The sequence below is a fragment of the Arcicella aurantiaca genome, assembly GCF_003148625.1.
In the GTDB taxonomy this organism is placed as follows: domain Bacteria; phylum Bacteroidota; class Bacteroidia; order Cytophagales; family Spirosomataceae; genus Arcicella; species Arcicella aurantiaca.
The window spans coordinates 48,446-67,917 of sequence record NZ_QGGO01000031.1 but is presented as its reverse complement, the minus strand read 5'-3'; the positions used below and the strand labels follow the sequence as shown (position 1 = coordinate 67,917).

General features: G+C 35.2%; 16 protein-coding genes and 1 pseudogene. 4 read left to right on the top strand and 13 right to left on the bottom strand.

Features of this window, described 5'->3' with window-relative positions; genetic code table 11:
- Positions 1 to 260 (bottom strand): annotated as a pseudogene (locus LV89_RS25625) (hypothetical protein); the annotation flags it as partial.
- A gap of 424 nt (positions 261 to 684) precedes the next feature.
- Between LV89_RS25625 and LV89_RS20765 the strand changes: the two are divergent.
- Entirely contained in the window at positions 685 to 999 is a 315-nt protein-coding gene (locus LV89_RS20765; RefSeq protein ID WP_109744843.1) for a hypothetical protein, read from the top strand.
- A gap of 64 nt (positions 1,000 to 1,063) precedes the next feature.
- Here the strand turns inward: LV89_RS20765 and LV89_RS20760 are convergent, their stop codons facing one another.
- Entirely contained in the window at positions 1,064 to 1,546 is a 483-nt protein-coding gene (locus tag LV89_RS20760; protein ID WP_109744842.1) for a flavin reductase family protein, read from the bottom strand.
- Positions 1,547 to 1,827: 281 nt separating this feature from the next.
- Here LV89_RS20760 and LV89_RS20755 point away from each other — a divergent pair, with 281 nt between their 5' ends.
- Positions 1,828 to 3,036 carry a 4-hydroxy-3-methylbut-2-enyl diphosphate reductase gene (locus tag LV89_RS20755; RefSeq protein ID WP_109744851.1) on the top strand — a complete coding sequence of 403 codons (1,209 nt, stop codon included), beginning with the start codon at positions 1,828 to 1,830 and terminating at the stop codon, positions 3,034 to 3,036.
- Positions 3,037 to 3,221: 185 nt separating this feature from the next.
- On the opposite strand, the gene LV89_RS20750 is transcribed toward LV89_RS20755, so the two are convergent.
- Complete coding sequence (locus LV89_RS20750) at positions 3,222 to 3,620, bottom strand: DUF779 domain-containing protein (protein WP_109744841.1); 399 nt, start codon at positions 3,618 to 3,620, stop codon at positions 3,222 to 3,224.
- Positions 3,621 to 3,696: 76 nt separating this feature from the next.
- Positions 3,697 to 5,247 carry an aldehyde dehydrogenase family protein gene (locus tag LV89_RS20745; RefSeq protein WP_109744840.1) on the bottom strand — a complete coding sequence of 517 codons (1,551 nt, stop codon included), beginning with the start codon at positions 5,245 to 5,247 and terminating at the stop codon, positions 3,697 to 3,699.
- Positions 5,248 to 5,637: 390 nt separating this feature from the next.
- On the opposite strand from LV89_RS20745, the gene LV89_RS20740 reads away from it, so the two are divergent.
- Positions 5,638 to 6,582 (top strand): AraC family transcriptional regulator, encoded by a 945-nt coding sequence (locus LV89_RS20740; protein WP_109744839.1) that lies wholly within the window; start codon positions 5,638 to 5,640, stop codon positions 6,580 to 6,582.
- A 74-nt stretch (positions 6,583 to 6,656) separates the two neighbouring features.
- Here LV89_RS20740 and fusA read toward each other — a convergent pair whose 3' ends face one another.
- The 7 genes from fusA to LV89_RS20705 form a co-directional block, all read right to left on the bottom strand.
- Positions 6,657 to 8,750 carry an elongation factor G gene (gene fusA, locus LV89_RS20735; protein WP_109744838.1) on the bottom strand — a complete coding sequence of 698 codons (2,094 nt, stop codon included), beginning with the start codon at positions 8,748 to 8,750 and terminating at the stop codon, positions 6,657 to 6,659.
- A 197-nt stretch (positions 8,751 to 8,947) separates the two neighbouring features.
- On the bottom strand, positions 8,948 to 9,370 hold the full coding sequence (locus LV89_RS20730; protein ID WP_211321247.1) for a DUF3995 domain-containing protein: 423 nt from the start codon (positions 9,368 to 9,370) through the stop codon (positions 8,948 to 8,950).
- A 130-nt stretch (positions 9,371 to 9,500) separates the two neighbouring features.
- A complete protein-coding gene (locus tag LV89_RS20725) occupies positions 9,501 to 12,875 on the bottom strand; it encodes an efflux RND transporter permease subunit (RefSeq protein WP_109744849.1) in 3,375 nt (1,124 codons plus the stop codon).
- A 95-nt stretch (positions 12,876 to 12,970) separates the two neighbouring features.
- Positions 12,971 to 13,591 carry a DUF1016 N-terminal domain-containing protein gene (locus LV89_RS20720; protein WP_109744837.1) on the bottom strand — a complete coding sequence of 207 codons (621 nt, stop codon included), beginning with the start codon at positions 13,589 to 13,591 and terminating at the stop codon, positions 12,971 to 12,973.
- Between the two features lie 10 nt (positions 13,592 to 13,601).
- Positions 13,602 to 14,714 carry an efflux RND transporter periplasmic adaptor subunit gene (locus LV89_RS20715; RefSeq protein ID WP_109744836.1) on the bottom strand — a complete coding sequence of 371 codons (1,113 nt, stop codon included), beginning with the start codon at positions 14,712 to 14,714 and terminating at the stop codon, positions 13,602 to 13,604.
- Positions 14,715 to 14,815: 101 nt separating this feature from the next.
- The gene (locus tag LV89_RS20710) at positions 14,816 to 16,165 is read right to left on the bottom strand and encodes a TolC family protein (protein ID WP_109744835.1); all 1,350 of its coding nucleotides are present in this window, start codon (positions 16,163 to 16,165) and stop codon (positions 14,816 to 14,818) included.
- Between the two features lie 56 nt (positions 16,166 to 16,221).
- Complete coding sequence (locus LV89_RS20705) at positions 16,222 to 16,821, bottom strand: TetR/AcrR family transcriptional regulator (protein ID WP_109744834.1); 600 nt, start codon at positions 16,819 to 16,821, stop codon at positions 16,222 to 16,224.
- Positions 16,822 to 17,294: 473 nt separating this feature from the next.
- On the opposite strand from LV89_RS20705, the gene LV89_RS20700 reads away from it, so the two are divergent.
- Positions 17,295 to 18,098 (top strand): alpha/beta hydrolase, encoded by an 804-nt coding sequence (locus LV89_RS20700; protein ID WP_109744833.1) that lies wholly within the window; start codon positions 17,295 to 17,297, stop codon positions 18,096 to 18,098.
- 187 nt (positions 18,099 to 18,285) lie between these two features.
- Here the strand turns inward: LV89_RS20700 and LV89_RS20695 are convergent, their stop codons facing one another.
- Positions 18,286 to 18,807, bottom strand: coding sequence for a cupin domain-containing protein (locus LV89_RS20695; protein WP_109744832.1), 522 nt, complete (start codon positions 18,805 to 18,807; stop codon positions 18,286 to 18,288).
- An 87-nt stretch (positions 18,808 to 18,894) separates the two neighbouring features.
- Positions 18,895 to 19,380, bottom strand: a complete 486-nt coding sequence (locus tag LV89_RS20690) for a GNAT family N-acetyltransferase (protein ID WP_109744831.1) — start codon at positions 19,378 to 19,380, stop codon at positions 18,895 to 18,897.
- Between the last annotated feature and the right edge of the window lie 92 nt (positions 19,381 to 19,472).

The following is a 19,472-nucleotide window of genomic DNA, read 5'->3' as shown; positions in this document are numbered from 1 at the left end:
GGTGCTTTAATAGGAATTAAAGCTAACAATAACTGAGCAATTATGTCAAAATCAATGGAAAATTCAGTAAAAAAACGCTGAATCCTGCGAAGATTTGTACACGTTTCTCGGTTGTTAAGGGTTACCGCATTTTTACTGTAACTAATGTTTCTGTTACGAATTAGAGAAACAATAAATAAATTAAGAAACTTTAAACGGGCTTTATGCCACGGTAAATAGTTTTGTAATTGTAAATCAATGGTTGTATTTTTATCCTCCATGAGCCAGTGCAATCTGTTTTATGTGTCTTGGTAAACCCATATTACAAATTGCTTGGCTCTTTTCAAAGTTTTGACATATACTCAGCAAAGAAATACAAGGAATTTTGTCTGATTGTAAAAAAGCTGTTTTAATCCATTATTCTAATGAGTTAGAGAATTGTTTGAGTTGTATTGAGACAGACATGATTTCGAAAGAACAAATAAACAAAAGCATTGAAGAGTGTAAAAAACAATGTGAATATCTTTGGTCTGAGCAGTTTACAACATTTAATTCCGAATTATCTGCTGAAAATTATAATCTTATGAGGAAATTTGATAATCCTCACAATGATTTTGATAAAGGAAAGTTTTTAAAAAAAATATCAGAACTTCGAAATTTTTTACAATCAATTAAACCAGACTATTTAACTTTAACAAAACCGAAATGAGAAATATAAAAGAATATATCGAAAATATTTTAGCTCAATCAAAGGCAGGAGTTTTGGCATGGTCGGGAACTTCAAGTATAAGTTGCTTTAGAGCGTTTAATAATGATGAAGGAATTATTTTATGTAAATATTATCCTAAGGACAGTGATAGTTACGTATGTTCTCTCTCGTTTTTAGATGCGGATGGAGTATTAAAAGAAGATAAACAGTATATTTTTCAAAATAATTCTGAGGAATATCTAATGCTTGCAGATTTGTATGATAATATTTCTAAGAAATTGAAAGAAATAGAACTATGCGAAATAGTATAATTTATAAAAAGCCTTAGCTATATTTTAGTTAAGGCTTTTTATTATTCCTATAAAAACATAAATCTCAGCCCCTCACCAAACCATTCTCTCGAAGGTAATTATTTGTCAAAACTTCTTTATCTGGATTTAGCGTCACTTGTTTGATTACTTCACAGACAAATAATTCATGGTCGCCAGAATCAATACTTCCCACACATTTGCATTGAATATAACCAATTGCTTCTGTTAAAAAAGGGCAACCTCTTTCATCGACTTCAAAAGGTAGATTGACGAATTTATTGGAAGTTAATCCACTTTTTCTCCCCAATTTAGGAATCAATTTTTTAGCTTGGTCTTGAGCTAACAGATTGACATTGAGAATCATACTTTCTCGAACCAATTGAATTGTATAATCTGTTTTATACAAAGCTACTGTAAGGTATTTCCCCTGCATGGCACTTTGCATGACCCAAGTGGCAATATTGGCGTTAACTTTTCCTGATGGTGAGACGGATGTTATCGAATGGACATCATAATTTTTGTACTTTAAAACAGTTTTACGAGACATTTGTTATAATTATTTTCGTTAAAAATCACTTAATAAATAAAATAGAGACTAATTTTGATGACTAAATTTTAAAATACTGACAATCAGGTGTTTTGTGTTACTTTTTGAATGAAAAATTAAACAAAAACATTTTTTTAGTCTTATTTCAAAACTGTTAATCAAAAAAGTTGTTTAAACAAATGGAGGTAATTAGTAATTCTTCTAATATTAAACGGTTTCGAGTGAATGCTCTCGGAGTGAATACTCTTGAAGCGGAGAATACTCGAAAAAAAATGAAGAAAATGAAGGCATTTCACATACCTGACTTATATAAAAGTAGTATTATTGGTGGTATTAAAGAATCCCGCCGACTGCAAGATAAGCTCAAGAAAGATTATACGCCTACTGTTCTGGATTATGGAGCAGTTAAATTCTTGATTTCAAGACACTTTGGGTTTTGTTATGGGGTAGAAAATGCCGTAGAAATTGCCTATCGAACCATCGAGGAAAATGCCGATAAAAGGATTTTCTTACTTTCGGAGATGATTCATAACCCTGACGTAAATGCAGATTTATTGAGTAGAGGTGTGAAATTTATCATGGATACTGCTGGAAATCAATTGATTGCATGGAGTGAGTTGACCTCTGAAGATGTGGTGATTGTTCCTGCTTTTGGAACAACGGTTGAAATTCAGAACCGTCTTTCAGAAATTGGAATTAATGCTTATCAATACGATACCACTTGTCCATTTGTTGAAAAGGTTTGGAATCGTGCCACTGCTATCGGACAGAAAGATTATACCATTGTTGTACATGGCAAACCTACGCATGAAGAAACTCGTGCGACATTTTCTCATTCAAAAGAAAATGCTCCGACGATTGTGGTAAAAAATATGGCTCAAACCATTGAGTTAGCTAAATATATTACGGGAGAAAAACCTGCGGAGCAATTTTACGAAGAATTTGCAGGACAATTTTCGGAAGGTTTTAATGTTACGAAAGACTTACAAAGAATTGGCGTTGTAAATCAAACCACCATGTTGGCTTCTGATACGCAAGGTATTGCGGATTATTTGAAGCAAATTATGATTCAGCAATATAATATCGAAGGGTCAGACGTAACGGCTTATTTTGCTGATACTCGTGATACACTTTGTTATGCAACCAATGATAATCAAAGTGCAACGTATGGTTTGTTGAAAGAAAATGCGGATTTAGCCATTGTAGCAGGTGGATATAATTCTTCAAATACATCGCATTTAGTAGAACTTTGCGAGCAGAAATTACCGACTTATTTTATTTCTTCGGCAGATAAAATTTTATCGGATAATCTTATCAGTCATTTTGATTTACACGAGAAAGTAGAAAAAATAACGAAAGATTTTATTCCATCTAAAGAACAAGTAACCATCATGTTAACATGTGGTGCTTCTTGTCCTGATGCGGTGGTTGAATCTATTTTGTTGAGATTGCATTCGTTTTTTCCAGAAGCAGAACCAATTGTGGTGTAATGAGATAAAAAAGGTTATCAGGAAAATTAATGAGTTTTCTGATAACCTTTTTACGTTAAGTATTCGGAATAAATTGATATTACGTAGGGGCGTATCGCATACGCCTACATCTCGACCTTTTGGGCGTATGCGATACACCCCTACGTAATGATGACAATGCTCCAATACTAAACCCTAATTCCTACTTAACTATAAATTAATTCATCGCCTTCGCCATCATAAATTGTACAAAGATTTTTTAGTTGCTCTTCGGTATAAACTTGTGAATAAATAATGAAGCGTAATCCAAGCGGGATTTCCAACGAAAAACTTGCACCTCTGCCTTCTACAACATCCAACATCAGTTGTGTATATTGCCAATATTCAAATTGAAAAGCACTCATGTAAAAATTACAGCCGTGTACTTTTCCAAGTAGCACATCATTTATCCCCGTCAAAAATTCTCCAACTGTAAAGCACATCGGTGCTGAGCCATCACAACAACCACCGCTTTGGTGAAACATAATCTCGCCATGTTCCGCCCGAAGTCGGTCAATTAATTCTTCTGCCTTAGCAGTTAATAATACTCTGGGAGTTTTTTCCATAATTGCTTTAAGTTTTAGGCTATAAGCTTTATGCAACGAAAACGCTTATTGCATAAAGCATATAGCCTAAAACTATTTAAAAGAATCCTAAAGCCTTTTTGTCGTAAGAAATCAACATATTTTTGCAAGAACGATAATGGTCAAGCATCATTTTGTGGTTTTCTCGTCCAAATCCTGATTTTTTATAACCCCCAAATGGAGCATGAGCTGGATACGCATGGTAGCAGTTTACCCAAACACGACCCGCTTGGATAGCTCTTGGTACTTGGTACAATTCATGTGCATCACGAGTCCAAACACCAGCACCTAAGCCGTATAAAGTATCATTGGCAATTTCAATGGCTTCTTCAACAGTTTTGAAAGTAGTTACCGAACACACAGGTCCAAAAATTTCTTCTTGGAAAATACGCATCTTATTGTGTCCTTTCAAGATAGTTGGTTGGATATAATAACCATTAGCGGCATCTCCCTCTTGAATGTGAGCTGCTCCACCACAAAGCACTTCTGCTCCTTCGTCCTGACCGATTTGTAAATAAGATAAAATTTTCTCGTATTGGTCGTTTGATGCTTGAGCTCCAATCATCGTTGTCATATCTAATGGATGACCTTTTTTGATAGCATTTACACGCTCAATAACACGAGCAATGAAAGCATCAAAAATAGACTCATGCACCAACATACGTGATGGACAAGTACAAATTTCTCCTTGATTTAAAGCGAACATTGCTGCCCCTTCCAAACATTTATCGAAAAATTCGTCATCAGCTTCCATTACGCTTGGGAAGAAGATATTTGGCGATTTTCCGCCTAATTCCATCGTTACAGGAATGATATTTTCAGAAGCATATTGCATGATTAAACGCCCCGTGGTAGTTTCTCCTGTGAAAGAAACTTTAGCGATTCTCGTAGAGCTTGCCAAAGGTTTTCCAGCTTCTAAACCAAAACCGTTTACGATGTTTAAAACACCCGCTGGTAAAACATCTTGCAATAATTCCATCAGACATAAAATACCCACTGGTGTTTGTTCGGCTGGTTTCATGACAATAGTACAACCTGCTGCCAATGCTGGAGCCATTTTCCAAGTAGCCATCAATAATGGGAAGTTCCAAGGAATAATTTGTCCGACCACACCAATTGGTTCGTGAATAATCAAAGAAAGCGTATTTGGGTCGTGTTCTGCTGCCGAACCTTCGTCAGTTCTGATAGTCGCAGCAAAATAACGGAAATGGTCAACTACTAAAGGTAAATCTGCGTGGATAGTTTCTCTGATAGGTTTTCCATTATCAATAGTCTCAACTGTTGCTAAATATTCAAGATTTTGCTCAATGATGTCTGCAATTTTCAAGAGAACATTACTACGAGTAGTTGCAGAAGTTTTAGACCAAGTAGCAAAAGCTTCATGAGCTGCATCAAGAGCTAATTCAACGTCTTCTTTTGTAGAGCGTGCCACTTTTGTGAAAACTTTAGCATCAATTGGTGAAGAGTTTTCAAAATATTGCCCCTGTACAGGTGCTACCCATTTGCCACCGATAAAGTTTTCATATTGACTTCTAAATATTGGTCTTGGTACAAGATTATCTGTGTTTGCACTCGCTACGACTGGAGTTTCTACTGCTGTATTTTCCATGATAATAAAAGTATTTTGTTTTGGGTGATTTATTTATGTACAAAAATATCTTGAATTATTACCATTACTGTTTACTTTTATATCACAATACTTGACGATAGTATCATTGTATTTTTTGTACATAATATTAGATTATTGCTATAAACTTGATAATAGTCTCATAAAAATTGACAATAATCTCATTGTGTATTTAATCAATTGCATCACAATTAACAGATGATTATTATTGTACAAGAAGCGGAGGCAAGATTGCTTTATATTTAATTGATTGAAGTTTCAGCTATCGGTCTTTAATAATTTAATTCGCTTTATCGCAAATCGCTTTTCGCTTAGTATGTAACCGTTATTTTATCCCTTTAACATTTAGTATAATATCACAAGATGAGACAGATGTATAAGCCTGAGGCACCTGCATTGAAGCCGAAGAAGGACTTAATTACGCTCGTGGAAAATCGGACAGTATATTCACTCAATAATTTTGAGCTAAATATTTTTGAAACCAATCAACAAAGTGAAGATGTACGTTTGAAATTCAATAGTTTCGTATTGACGAGTATGTTTAGGGGCAAAAAAGTCATGCACTTATTCGACCAGGAAGGTTTTGAATATCTTCCTGGAGAATCAGTTATTGTACCCGCAGATGAAGAAATGGTTATAGATTTTCCCGAAGCCGACTTCTCGAACCCAACGCAATGTATGGCATTGGCAATCAAGAGCGAGCAGATAAAAGAAACGGTTAATTTATTAAATGAAAAATATGCTAAAATAGAAGAACATGATTCATGGAAAATTGATTTAGATACTTTTCACCTTAAAAACTCTTTTGAGGTAACCAACACGATTGACCGCTTGGTGAAAGTTTCAACGGAGACAAATACGGCTAAGGATTTATTTGCCAATTTTATGATTAATGAACTGTTAATCAGATTGATGCAAACGCAAGCGAGAGTTTTGATTGTGGATAATTACAAAAAATACGCCAATACCAATCGCTTTGCTTTTGTGATTCAATACATTAAAGAACACATTACGGAAAAACTTAGTATTGAGAAACTGTGTGATTTGGCTTGTATGAGTAAAGCCAATTTCTTCCGTCAATTTAAACGTGAATTAGGCATTACACCCGTAGATTTCATCAATCAAGAAAGGATAAAAATTGCTAAGGAATTGCTGTCAGATACACACAATGATATTAGTGATGCCTGTTTTAAGGCAGGTTTTAGTAGTACCAATTATTTCTTTATCATTTTCAAGAAATACGTGGGCGTTACACCTGGGAAATTTAAGGAGTTGTGTTTGTTGTCGGGAGGAAGAAATTTATTAAATGCTTCATAGGTATATTGATTTCGATTGTAAATAAAAAAGCCTTCTCAAATTGCTCTGAGAAGGCTTTTTTTATATGGTTACTATTACAAACCTTTCGCTTTTTTCACAACTTCGTCAGCGATGTTTTGCGGAACGAATTCGTAGTGAGAGAAAGTTAAGTTTGCAGTAGCACGTCCTGAAGACATAGTACGTAAGTCAGTTACATAACCGAATAATTCTGATAAAGGAATATCTGCTTTCAAGATTACTGCACCTTGTTTAGAATCCATACCTTTCATCATACCTCTACGACGGTTCATATCACCTGTGATAGGTCCTGTGTATTCGTCTGGAGTAACAACTTCAACAGCCATGATAGGTTCCATCAATTTAGCACCAGCAGCTTTAGCAGCTTCTTTGTAACCTAAACGAGCAGCCATTTCGAATGACAACGCATCTGAATCGACATCGTGGAATGAACCGTGGAATAATCTTACTCTCATTGAATCCATTGGATATCCAGCCAAAGCTCCGTTTTTCATTGCTGAATCGAAACCTTTTTGGATTGAAGGGATAAATTCTTTTGGAATAACACCGCCAACAATACCGTTGACAAATTCCAAACCTTCTTTACCGTCTTCACGTGGACCCATTTCAAATTGAATATCGGCAAATTTACCTTTACCACCTGACTGTTTCTTGTAAACTTCACGGTGTTCAGTAGTTTTCGTCAATGATTCTTTGTAAGCTACTTGTGGAGCTCCTTGGTTTACTTCAACTTTGAATTCACGACGCATACGGTCGATGATGATTTCAAGGTGAAGTTCACCCATACCTTTGATGATAGTCTGTCCAGTTTCTTCGTTAGACTCTACTTGTAAAGTTGGGTCTTCTTCGATTAACTTACCGATAGCTTTAGAGAAGTTATCTTGGTCAGCCGATTTCTTAGGCTCAATTGCATATCCAATAACTGGATCTGGGAAGTCCATCGATTCTAATACGATTGGGAATTTCTCAGCAGAAAGAGTATCTCCAGTTTTAATATCTTTAAATCCTACTACCGCAGCAATATCACCAGCTTCTAAACGCTCGATTGAGTTTTGCTTGTTAGCGTGCATTTGGAAGATACGAGAAATACGCTCTTTGTTTCCAGAACGGTTGTTCAAGATATAAGAACCTGCTTCCAATACACCTGAATAAGCACGAACGAAACACAAACGACCTACGTAAGGGTCAGTTGCGATTTTAAATGCTAATGCAGCGAAAGGCTCATCAACTGAAGGCTGACGTAAAATTTCAGCATCAGTACGAGGGTCAGTTCCTTTAGTGGCTTCTTTGTCCATTGGTGAAGGCAATAAAGCCATCACGTAGTCAAGCATTGTTTGAACACCTTTGTTTTTGAAAGATGAACCACAAAGCATTGGAACAATTTTCATTGAAATTGTAGCAGCACGAAGAGCAGCTAACATTTCATCTTCAGTGATTGACTCAGGGTCTTCGAAGTATTTTTCCATCAAACTCTCGTCAAATTCAGCAACTGCTTCCAATAATTTCTCACGGTATTCAGTTGCTTCTTCCATCATGTCTTCAGGAATAGGCACAACTTCAAAAGTCATTCCTTTATCATGCTCATTCCATTTGATACCACGGAAGTTAACTAAGTCAACTACACCTTCAAATTTATCTTCAGCACCAATTGGTAATTGTAAAGGCACAGCATAAGAACCTAACATTTCTTTTACCTGACGACATACGTTTAAGAAGTCAGCACCAGAACGGTCCATTTTGTTAACGAAGCCTAAACGAGCTACGTTATAGTTGTTAGCTAAACGCCAGTTAGTTTCTGATTGAGGCTCAACACCATCAACAGCACTAAATAAAAACACAAGACCATCAAGTACACGTAATGAACGGTTTACTTCAACCGTAAAGTCCACGTGACCAGGGGTATCAATAATGTTAATGTGGTAATCTTGTTCTCTGTATTTCCAGCTTACAGTAGTTGCAGCTGAAGTAATGGTAATACCTCTTTCTTGCTCTTGCTCCATCCAGTCCATTGTAGCAGCTCCATCATGAACTTCACCAATTTTGTGGCTTACACCAGCATAATAGAGGATACGTTCAGTGGTTGTTGTTTTACCTGCGTCAATGTGGGCAGCAATACCAATGTTTCTTGTGTACTTTAAATCACGTGCCATTGTTAATATGTTGATTATTTGTTTTAAGCGTTGTTTAAATCTTTGATTTTTAGGTAAATAGTGAAATAAATATTCTTAAATACACTTTGCCTAATTTATCAGGGTGCAAAATTACTGATTCTTAGTTAAATACAAAAGTTATGTGCAATATCTTTTTGTAAACTTGGGTAAATACAAAATTTAGCGTGCTGATTAGTTTATCGAATTACCCAGTAAATAAAAAAGGCAATACTTGAGATAAGTAAACACAATGGAGAATAAAAAACAGTATCGTTTTGAGCAAAAAGGGTATTTTTAATTTTCTTACTGAAACCCACATACTTAAAATCGCCAATGGCACGAATTAAGAATATGATGCTAATTCCAAGATTTCCATAGATTAAAATATTGTTGTCAGTATCGTCATTGGGTGTCCATGATAACCAAGCGGCAATTAACATGGCAACAGAAACGCCAATAGTTGCTAAAAAAGGAGGTTGAAAAACAGTTTTTCCTTCAATTTCTGGAATAACCGCATTGACGCCAAATTTTCCGCCAAAAGCCCAATAAAAGTGAATGGCTGATATGCCAATAAAAATAAGTGTATTAATTGTTTGGAGGATTGTAAAGAGCATATTCATAGTTTTAGATTTTAAGGTAAAGATAGTAGTGATTACAGAACAAAAAAACGCCCACTACAATGTAATGGGCGTTTCTGTATCACCTAACCACTAAATATAATCTTTGGTTGGAAGAGTTTTTGATTAAATCTTAAACTTCTTCTACAACCGAAATTTCTTGAGTGACTTTATTTTTTCTAAACCATTTATCTCTAATACGCTCGTTGATATAGTACATACATGGTACAATTACGAGTGTAAGAATTGTCGAGAATGTTAAACCATAGATAATTGTCCAAGCTAAAATATTCCAGAATGCCGCACTGTCTGAACCCGTATGAATGTGTGGGTTCAACTCTGTAAACATTCTTACAAAATCTATACTTAAACCAATTGCTAAAGGCACAAGACCTAAAACTGCGGCTGCGGCTGTCAAAATTACAGGAGTCAAACGGGTACTTCCTGCTTCTACGATAGCCTTTTTCAATGGATAACCACGTCCGATAAGTTCGTCGGTAAATTCAATTAAAAGGATACCATTTTTTACCACAATCCCTGCCAAAGCAATAATACCAACACCTGACATGATAACCGAGAATTGTTGTCCAAATGCCATGAAACCTAATAAAACACCAATGAACGATAACAAAATGGTTACAAAGATGATAATCGGTTTTGAGATTGAGTTGAACTGTGTTGCCAATACCATGAAAATCAAAATAACGGCTGCTAATAATGCTCCAACCAAGAAAGTACCTGTTTCTTGTTGGTCTTCTTGTTCACCTCCCATACGGATTACGTAGCCACTCGGAACGTCTAATTCTGCTACTAAATCCTGAATTTGTGGCACAATTTCATTGGCCGTATATCCTTGCGAAACGTTTGAACTCAAGGTTACTACACGCTCTTGGTTTTTACGGTTAATCTGGCTGAAAGAAGTCGAGTATGAGATATTCGCAATAGAATTTAAGGGTACTTCACGCAACATTCCGCCCATTACCATATCACGATAAACGATTTTCATACTCAATAATTTCTCAATCTGGTTACGGTCTTGCGACTTGATTCTCAATTGAATTGGGTATTCGTCTTTATCATCACGGAATTTGGCGATTTCTAAACCAAACAAAGCAGTACGAACAGCCATCGCAATTTGTGCTGATGAAATACCTTCTCTTTGTGCTTTTGCTTTATCAACGTCAATGATGATTTCTGGTTTATTGGTAATCAAATCGGATTTCAATTTTTCAATACCCTTAATCCCTGATTTGTCAATGGCAGCACGTACTTGTTTTTCTAATTTTGCCAATGTTTGGAAATCATCACCCGCAATTTCAATCGCAATTGGAGCTCCAGTTGGTGGTCCATTATTTTCTCTGTCAACGGAAATTTCTGCTCCCGGAATTGGCAATGCTTTAATTTCTTTTCTGAAAACAGTTAACATTTTTTCTGAAGAAATTCCACCACGATTAATTCCACTCACAAAGGCAACGGTTACTTTCGATTTTTGTGGCGTTGGAGCTCTGTCAGGATTGGTTGGGTCACCTGCATTTTTACCAACATTTGAAATTACCGAGTTGATAGCTCCTTCTGCTTTTTCACGTTTGATGATTTCAAAAACCTTTTTCTCAATCACTTTTGTTACCGAGTCGGTTACTCTGGCATCTGTTCCAATTGGTAAATTGTTGTAGATATAAATATAATCTGGCTCACCACTTGGGAAGAAAATAACCTGAGGTTTTACCACACCCAATAACATAATAGTTACAGCAAATAATACAAACATTGAAATAACTGCCCAAACAGGACGGTAGCCTGTAATCAACCAAGAAATCAATTTTTGATAGTTATTCTTAAATCTCGGTAAACTCTTTTCTTGGAAAGGAACGATAATTTTTGGCGTAAGAATAAAGTGATTGAAAGCATATAAAAGAGCAATCAATACAAAGAAATTACCCAAACCTACATTAACGATATAACCTAATAAAGCACACACTGCCAAGATAATCATTGGTTTTTTGATGGCGGCAACGCTGGTATCAACCACACCGTGTTCGTCATGACGTTTCATGAATGAAATCGCAAAAACAGGGTTCATTACATAAGCAACAATCAAAGAAGCAATCAAAGTACAAATTAAGGTGATTGGTAAAAACTTCATGAATTCACCAATAATACCCGGCCAAAAAAGAAGCGGAACAAATGGCATAACCGTCGTAACTGTTCCTGATAATACAGGAATGAATACCTCAGAGGCAGCCAGTTTTACGGCTTCAACAATTGAAATATGACGATACTGATTGAAAATACGGTGTGAGTTTTCAATTACCACAATGGCATCATCTACCACAATACCCAAACCTAATAAGAAGGCAAAAAGTACGATGGTATTCAGCGTAAATCCTAAGAAAAACAATGGAATAAAAGCTAACAATGCTGATAATGGAACAGAAAGTCCCACGAAAATGGCATCACGCACACCCATAAAGAACATCAAAACCAATACCACAAAGATGAAACCTAAAATTACGGTATTCACTAAGTCGTCAATATCTCCTTTTGTTCTTTCAGAAGTATCCGCTGTAATTCTAACTTCTAAACCTTGTGGCAAACGATTTTCTTTTGCTTTGGCAATGATTTCCTCAATTTCTTCAGATGCTTTAATTAAGTTAGCTCCACCACGTTTGATTACGTTGAGTGTTACTACTTTTTTATTGTCTAAACGAGCAAAATCTTGTTGTTCTTCGCTACTATCAATTACTTCGGCAACATCGCCCAAACGAACCATCGCACCTGATGATGAACGTAACTGAATATCTTGAATTTGAGCCATCGACTTAAATTCACCTTTTACTCTTAGTGTTCTTCTAACCCCGTCAACGTTTAATTCACCACCTGAAATATTTACGTTTTCGCCTTGAATTGCCGTTTGAATGTCATAAAATGATAAACCCGACGACTGAGCTTTGTAAAGGTCAAGGTTAATTTGGATTTCACGAGTTAAAGCTCCTACAATATCTACACGAGTAATTTCTGGTAAACCTTCAATTTCGTCTTGTAAATCTTCAGCAAAGTCTTTTAATTTTGCTAAAGGAAAGTTTCCCGCCAAGTTGATGTTCATAATTGGAAACTCCGAGAAGTTTACATCTTGCACAACAGGTTTTTTCGTCAAATCTTTTGGTAATTGAACAATGTCAACTTTGTCTTTTACCTTACGGAGAGCATCTTCAACTTTTACGTCAGGGTTAAATTCAACCAAGATAATCGAGAAATCTTGTAGTGAATTTGACTTTACTTTTTTTACCCCTGAGATAGTTTTAATCTGCTTCTCGATAGGTTTTGTAATGGTATTTTCAATATCCGTTGGCGTTGTTCCTGCATAAATAGTTTGCACATAAATCTGCGGAACTTTAATATCAGGAAATTGCTCTTTGGGTAAGATATTGTAAATCACCATACCCACAATAAAAAGTACAGTAGTAAAAAGGTACACTGTTTTTTGGTTAGCTCCCAGCCAACCAATCATATTATAAATCACACCCGCACCATGTTTTTCATTGGTTAGAGCGTCATTATTGTCGAGGTTGTTGTTCATATTTTTAAATAATATTTTCTAAATCGTTAAATCTTTGTGATATTTCTTCTGGAGAAGCCTTCTTCCAATTCTCGTTCAGAATGTTCATCTGCTAAATCTAAAAAATCAAAACTGTAATTATCCTTGACCGCTAAATGTGCTTGATGAGCATAATTTTCAGGTAATAGTTGGTCAAAATTGGTTTGGTTTGTCAAATACATTTCAAATGCTTTTCTTTCAATTTGATGAATTAAAACATTTTTTGTCCAACCAAATTTTTTGGCATGAATCATATAAAACCTACGCTCTTCTACGGTTTTACATTTTTGCATGATGATAACATTATGAGTCCAGCCAATTTTCCCAACCATTGGTTGGGATATTGTATCTGCCTGATATTCAAGGTAAAACCTCTTCATGTACTCCAAGTTACTTCTCCCAAAACCATTTTCATTTGGAAACTCTTTTTGTAAATCCTTTGATAGATTTTCGATAATAGATTTTCCCCAACCAAATTGCATTTGACGTTCTACAATCATTTTTCCCAAATCCCAATAAAGTTGAATTAACTCTTTATTGACGGCTTTTAATGCTTTGTATTGAGCTTCACGAATTTTAGTTTTGACTTCACCAAAAAAAGATTGGTAATCAGAATTTTGAATATCCATTTTGTCTGAATTAATACGCAATCAAACTTCCATCTACTAAATCTTGGTAGCCTTGTGTAATAATCATTTCGCCTGTTGTTAAGCCTTCAACAATTTCAACGTTTCCATTGTAAGCAATCCCCGTTTTAACTTTTTTGCTTTTGGCGATTTTCTTCCCATTTTCAGTTACCGCTACATAAACAATGTCTCCTGATTCAGTTTTCTGAACAACGTTTTGATTTACAACCAATGAATTAGCTTTCGATAAGTCATTTACATTAATAATTGCTACTTGATTTGGCTTCAATGTTCCTCCTAAATTTGGAATATTTGCCTCAATACCGAATGTTCTTGAAGCTGGGTCAATCAAAGCATTTACCAATGAAATACGTGTTGAAAATTCTTTATTAATATCTGGGAATTTTACGGTAATCATATCGCCACGTTTTACCGAACCTACATAAGTATCAGCAATTTTAGCCGTTACTTTCAAGTCGCCAACGTTTACAATTTGTGCAATTGGACCACCTGGCATTCCCATTTCACCTGACTTCTGAATAACTTTTTCAACCGTTCCCGAAATTGGAGCGTAAACTTTTGTCATTGCCAATTGCGTTTCCATAGTTGCAATGCGTTTCTCCAAAGACTCTTTGTTGGCTTTTGCTTGTAAAAACTGAACTTCTGTACCAATTTGTTGGTCCCAAAGTGTTTTTTGTTTGTTGAAGATTGTCGTAGCTAAATCTAATTGCGTTTTAATTTCTACCAATGATTCTTTCATTACAGAATTATCGATGGTTGCCACTAATTGACCTTTTTTCACAACCTGACCTTCTACAATCAAGATACTTGTGATAGCTCCACCCATTTGTGGCGTTACTTGTACGATATTTTTAGAAGTAACTATTCCCTGAGCTTCCACAAAGTGTTTGAAGTTTTGTGCTTGAATTGGCATTACTGAAACATTGACGGGTGTTGCTTCTGCTTTTTTCTCAGATGCACCTAATTCTTTTTCAAGAGCTTTAATTTTTACTTCAATTTCTTTTTGTTGAGATTTCAAATCTGCCAATTCCGTTTTTTTATCTGGCTTACTGCACGCAGCTAAAAGTAGGATAGAGGCAAGGCTTAAGTATTGTATTGTTTTCATATTATATAATGATAGAAAGTGTTGGTTGATTATTTAGTGTCACAGGAATCTTTCCTATGAAGTTTTGGTATCAGAAACACGGGAAGGATTCCCGTGGTACATTAGTCGTTGTATAATTTTCCTAATGCTTTGTCTAAGTCAACTTTCGCAACTAAAGCATTATAGAAAGTGGTAAAATAATTGGTTTGAGCTTCTTTGTAAGAAATTTCAGCATTGATAACTTCTAAGTTTGAGCCAACCCCTTGCTTATATTTAATCTTGGTAACTCTTACTACTTCGCTTGCCAAATCCATATTAGCTTTTTGTTCTTGCAAAGTTTCGTAGGCATTTTTCAAAGTAATTTGCCCTTGTTTTACTTGCATATCAATCGAGTTTTCTAACAATTCAAAACTCTGTTTTACTTTTAATAAGCTATTTTGAGATTGAATAATTTTGTTTTTTCTCTGGAAACCATCAAAAATTGGCACTTGAACGGCAAAGCCAAGACTGGCTGCGTTGAACCAAGGTTTACTAATCAAATCAAAAAACTTAGGACGACCTGCCGAATATCCAAAACTACCCGTCAAAACTACTCTTGGTAAATAACCAGCTTTTTGGTTTTTCAAATCCAATTCTGCCAAACGGTTTTGTGTTTCAAGAATAGAATATTCAATTCTATTTCCATATTTCAAATCCAATTGGTTTTCGGGAGTTAATTCATTGATATTCACATCAGAAAGTTTATCAGTTAACAAAATCGTTTCTGTTACTTTTTTGCCCATCTGAAATTTCAATAAATGATAACTCAATTCTTGTAAGCGGTCAACGTTTTTTGCTTCAATTTTTAGGTTATTTAGTTGAACTTCAAGACGTTGTACGTCAAGTTTTTCTGCAAAACCTTGTGCGTTTAGTGCTTTTGTATCACGTAAAAGGGAATCTAAACGACCAATATTTAAGGTCAATAATTTAATACGTTCTTCATTAACCAAAATGCCATAATATGCTTTCGTTACACCTTCAGCGGCTTGTTGCTTTGTTTGAAGCAAAGCTTTTTTCGATAATTCCTTGTAAACATCTGCTGCTTTTAAGCCCAAAGTATATGAACCATCAAATAATAATTGGCTCAAACTTATACCCGCTTGCCCACTGTTTGCCACACCAAATTCAGCGGCAATAACATCGCCTTCTGCGGCAGTTGGGTCAAATGTTTTGGCAGGAATAAACATTTTAGGAATAATCACATTGTTTGTATAAGCAACGCTTGCTCCAACTTGTGGTAAGCCAAGCCCTTTAAGTTCATTAACACGAGCTTCTGCGTTGTAAATATCAAGTTGAGCGTTTTTAATAGAAATGTGATTTTTTACGGTATAATCAACCGCCTCACGTAGCGAATAACTTTGCTGTGAAAAAGATAAGTTTGTAACAAGCAATAGGCTGAAAATTAGCCATTTACTTAGTAGGTTTGTATTCATTTTGTGTTTGTTTTTGTGGTATTAGACCGCTTTGTGTACTGTTTAATAAAATCGTTTTATAATTGGTAATGTTGATAAATTTCTAAGCCTTTTTCGGTGAGCATACCTCTCATGAAGTGGTCGAGTAAAGTGAGTTGAACATCAACTATTTTGAATTTGCTTGGAGGAAAAATATTGGGGTCAAAACCCATTTCTACTTGTTCCAGTCTCATTCTTGCTAAAATATCAACCTTAATATCTGCTCTGAAATAACCCTGTTCAACACCTTCAATAAGGTCTTTTTGTATCATTTCAAGCACAAATTTTTCTTTATGTTCTTGAAATAATTTCCATGTACGAGGATGATACTTTTTAATATCAAAAAATGCAGAAGGATTAATTTCGTTGAATGAATCTTTGCATAAATCCATCGACTTCATTGTTTTCTCCACCACATTAGAAGACCCTTTATTCAATTCACTCCACTCATATTTATCAGTAGCAATTTCCGTCAACATCAATTGGTACACCAATTCATCTTTGTCTTCAAAATGCTGATAAATCGTTTTTTTGGAGATGCCCAGCTCACTCGCAATGTCGTCCATCGTCACGGATTTGATTCCGTAACGAAAAAATTGCTCACGAGCTTTAGCGATTATTCTTTCTTTAATTTCCAATTTTTAATATTTTAAAAGACTTAAAAACTTTAGAAACAATTAAAGTTTCCAGATTTAAAACTTTGGAAACTTTTAAAAGGTTCAAAGTTTTTATAATTTTTTTTAGAAATTGAAAATTGCAGAGAGTCAGAATGTAGTGTTAAGTTGTTGATTTTAAGATAAAAATTGACTTGTTTATATTTTTTATAGAAATAATTATAAATTAAACTTTGTATTATTTCAAGATGCAAAGAAAAGAGTATTTCTATTTTACGGATAAAAAATAGTTTGTACGGTTATATTGATACGTGAAAGACATGCGTTTAAGAAATCAGCCGTAAGTAAGTACAAGGACGATTTAAGAACGGTTCGCCGTAGCGATTACGATTTACGATTATCATAAGCTTGATTGTCAATGATTTATGATATTTTAAAATATCGTTTTATTTTGTCTCATTACTTAGAAAATCGAAATCAATTATATCTTTGTGTCTATGAAAATCATTCGTAATGTGCTTATATACTTCGTTTTAGCTTGTGTTGCGTTATTGGCATTGGCAATTATATTTCAGGAAAAACTCATTTTCAGAAATACCAAATTGACTATGGATTATCAGTTTCAATTCAAAAGCGATTTTGAAGAAATTTGGCTTGAACCCGAAGCAGGAGTGAGGCTAAATGGACTTTATTTCAAAACAGATTCCACCCATAGAAAAGGCTTGATTATCTATTTTCATGGCAATGCCGATGACCTTAAACGTTGGGGAAAATATGCTGAAGATTTTACCAAAAATAATTATGATGTCTTGATGTTTGATTATCGGGAATTTGGAAAATCAACAGGGACGCTTTCCGAAAAAGCCTTGCACACAGACGCCCGTTATGTGTATAGCTGGGCAAAAAAACGTTTTCCAGAAGATAAAATTGTTGTTTACGGGCGGTCGTTGGGAACGGGGATTGCTACACGTTTGGCATCAGAGAATAATCCTAAAATGCTGTTATTGGAAACGCCGTATTTTAGTTTGATTGATGTAGGTGAAAGTTATTTCCCAATGCTTCCATATAATTTGTTATTGAGATATAAAATGCGGACAGATTTATGTATTCAAGCCGTAAAATGCCCGATTCATTTGTTTCATGGCACAAAAGATGAAGTTGTGCCGTACCAATCAAGTATCAAATTAGCAAAATTACTAAACAAAAAACCTTCTGAAATTTTAACGACAATTCCAGAAGGTAAACATAAAAATTTAGGAGAATTTCAAGCGTATCATCGTGCCTTGAAGCGTTTACTTTAGACCACTGATTATACAGATTGGACAGATTTACACAGATAAAATATAAGTACAGTGATGATTTAAGAATTACGATAATACAGCTCCTAATAATACTAAATCCTAACACCACATTTGTATAAAAATCTAACGATAATAATAAAAAATCTGTGTAAATCTGTTTAATCCGTATAATCGGTGGTCTAAATAATTACCGACCGAAGTCATCTTGCAATCTCACAATATCTTCTTCGTCAGATGGTTTTTCTGGGTCTGTATGTTGCCAGATTTCTGCTACAACGCCCCAACCATCTAAGCCAATCAAACGGTGGCGTTCGCCTTTGTCCATTTGGATAAAACTTCCTGATTCTAAGGTTTTTACTTCGTCAGATTCTTCGTCGGTATCGCTGATTTTAACGCCAACGGTTGTTCCTGCAATTACTTTCCAGATTTCGGCACGACGAAAATGGTATTGCCACGACAAGCGTTTGTTTGGAGCAACCACTAATATTTTCGGCGATAATTTATTGGTAATCTGAATTTCCGACATTTCTAATTGTGGAAAATAACGAGCCGCAAATTTAGCAGCGTCACTTTCTTCCAACACAAAGAATCCGCCCCACGGACGAGTTTGGTCTTGCGTAGAAACTGTAAAACCTAATGCTGAGAGTTCAGAGGCAATTTGATTGAAAATATCAGCCTTTTCAGTTGAAGAGTTGATTGTTAAGTTCATGAATAGATTTGAAATGTTTGTATTGCAAAATTACGTAAAACACTTAGAAATCAAATGTTTCGTTGTGGGCTTCGTTATGGAAAAGTTTTATAAATCTTTAATCATCCAAACATCGCAACCATTATGCCCGCTGTTGCCCATAGGTGCATTTAGATAACTAAAACCTGCTTTTTCATAAAGCGGTACAGCTATATTTAACTCAGGTAGCGTTTCGAGATACATTTTTGTGTAACCCAATTCTTTAGCCGCCTCAAAACAACGATTTAATAACGTTTTGCCTAAGCCCAAACCTCTAAAATCAGCTTTGAGATAAAGTTTTACTAATTCACAAGTATCCTCTGGTAGGTTTTCGGTTGGAAAAACACCTGCTCCGCCAGCCATTTTTCCATCAACTTCTATGATAAAATAAATAGATTTTGGTTCTCTGAAAAGCTCAAACAAATGGTCGGTTGTGGGGTCATAAAAAACCGTTCCTTGTTTTGCCGCATTAAAATCTAAGAGTGAATTTCTAATAATTGTAGCTAATTCTCGGTTGTCCTGTGGTTGTATTTGACGAATGTTGATGTTTGGCATATTGTTGGGTTGGGTTGAGAGATTAGCCAACTTTTTAAAAGTTGGCTAATTTGCCCTATAAATCGAAAAGGGAGAAACAGTTTTTAAACCAT

Coding starts and splice junctions, on each gene's coding strand:
- LV89_RS20690 (WP_109744831.1), bottom strand. CDS start 19,380: ATGCCAAACATCAACATTCGTCAAATACAACCACAGGACAACCGAGAA.
- fusA (WP_109744838.1), bottom strand. CDS start 8,750: ATGGCACGTGATTTAAAGTACACAAGAAACATTGGTATTGCTGCCCAC.
- LV89_RS20725 (WP_109744849.1), bottom strand. CDS start 12,875: ATGATTGGTTGGCTGGGAGCTAACCAAAAAACAGTGTACCTTTTTACT.
- LV89_RS20710 (WP_109744835.1), bottom strand. CDS start 16,165: ATGAATACAAACCTACTAAGTAAATGGCTAATTTTCAGCCTATTGCTT.
- LV89_RS20715 (WP_109744836.1), bottom strand. CDS start 14,714: ATGAAAACAATACAATACTTAAGCCTTGCCTCTATCCTACTTTTAGCT.
- LV89_RS20745 (WP_109744840.1), bottom strand. CDS start 5,247: ATGGAAAATACAGCAGTAGAAACTCCAGTCGTAGCGAGTGCAAACACA.
- LV89_RS20720 (WP_109744837.1), bottom strand. CDS start 13,591: ATGGATATTCAAAATTCTGATTACCAATCTTTTTTTGGTGAAGTCAAA.
- LV89_RS20765 (WP_109744843.1), top strand. CDS start 685: ATGAGAAATATAAAAGAATATATCGAAAATATTTTAGCTCAATCAAAG.
- LV89_RS20700 (WP_109744833.1), top strand. CDS start 17,295: ATGAAAATCATTCGTAATGTGCTTATATACTTCGTTTTAGCTTGTGTT.
- LV89_RS20750 (WP_109744841.1), bottom strand. CDS start 3,620: ATGGAAAAAACTCCCAGAGTATTATTAACTGCTAAGGCAGAAGAATTA.
- LV89_RS20755 (WP_109744851.1), top strand. CDS start 1,828: ATGAAGGCATTTCACATACCTGACTTATATAAAAGTAGTATTATTGGT.
- LV89_RS20730 (WP_211321247.1), bottom strand. CDS start 9,370: ATGAATATGCTCTTTACAATCCTCCAAACAATTAATACACTTATTTTT.
- LV89_RS20740 (WP_109744839.1), top strand. CDS start 5,638: ATGTATAAGCCTGAGGCACCTGCATTGAAGCCGAAGAAGGACTTAATT.
- LV89_RS20760 (WP_109744842.1), bottom strand. CDS start 1,546: ATGTCTCGTAAAACTGTTTTAAAGTACAAAAATTATGATGTCCATTCG.
- LV89_RS20695 (WP_109744832.1), bottom strand. CDS start 18,807: ATGAACTTAACAATCAACTCTTCAACTGAAAAGGCTGATATTTTCAAT.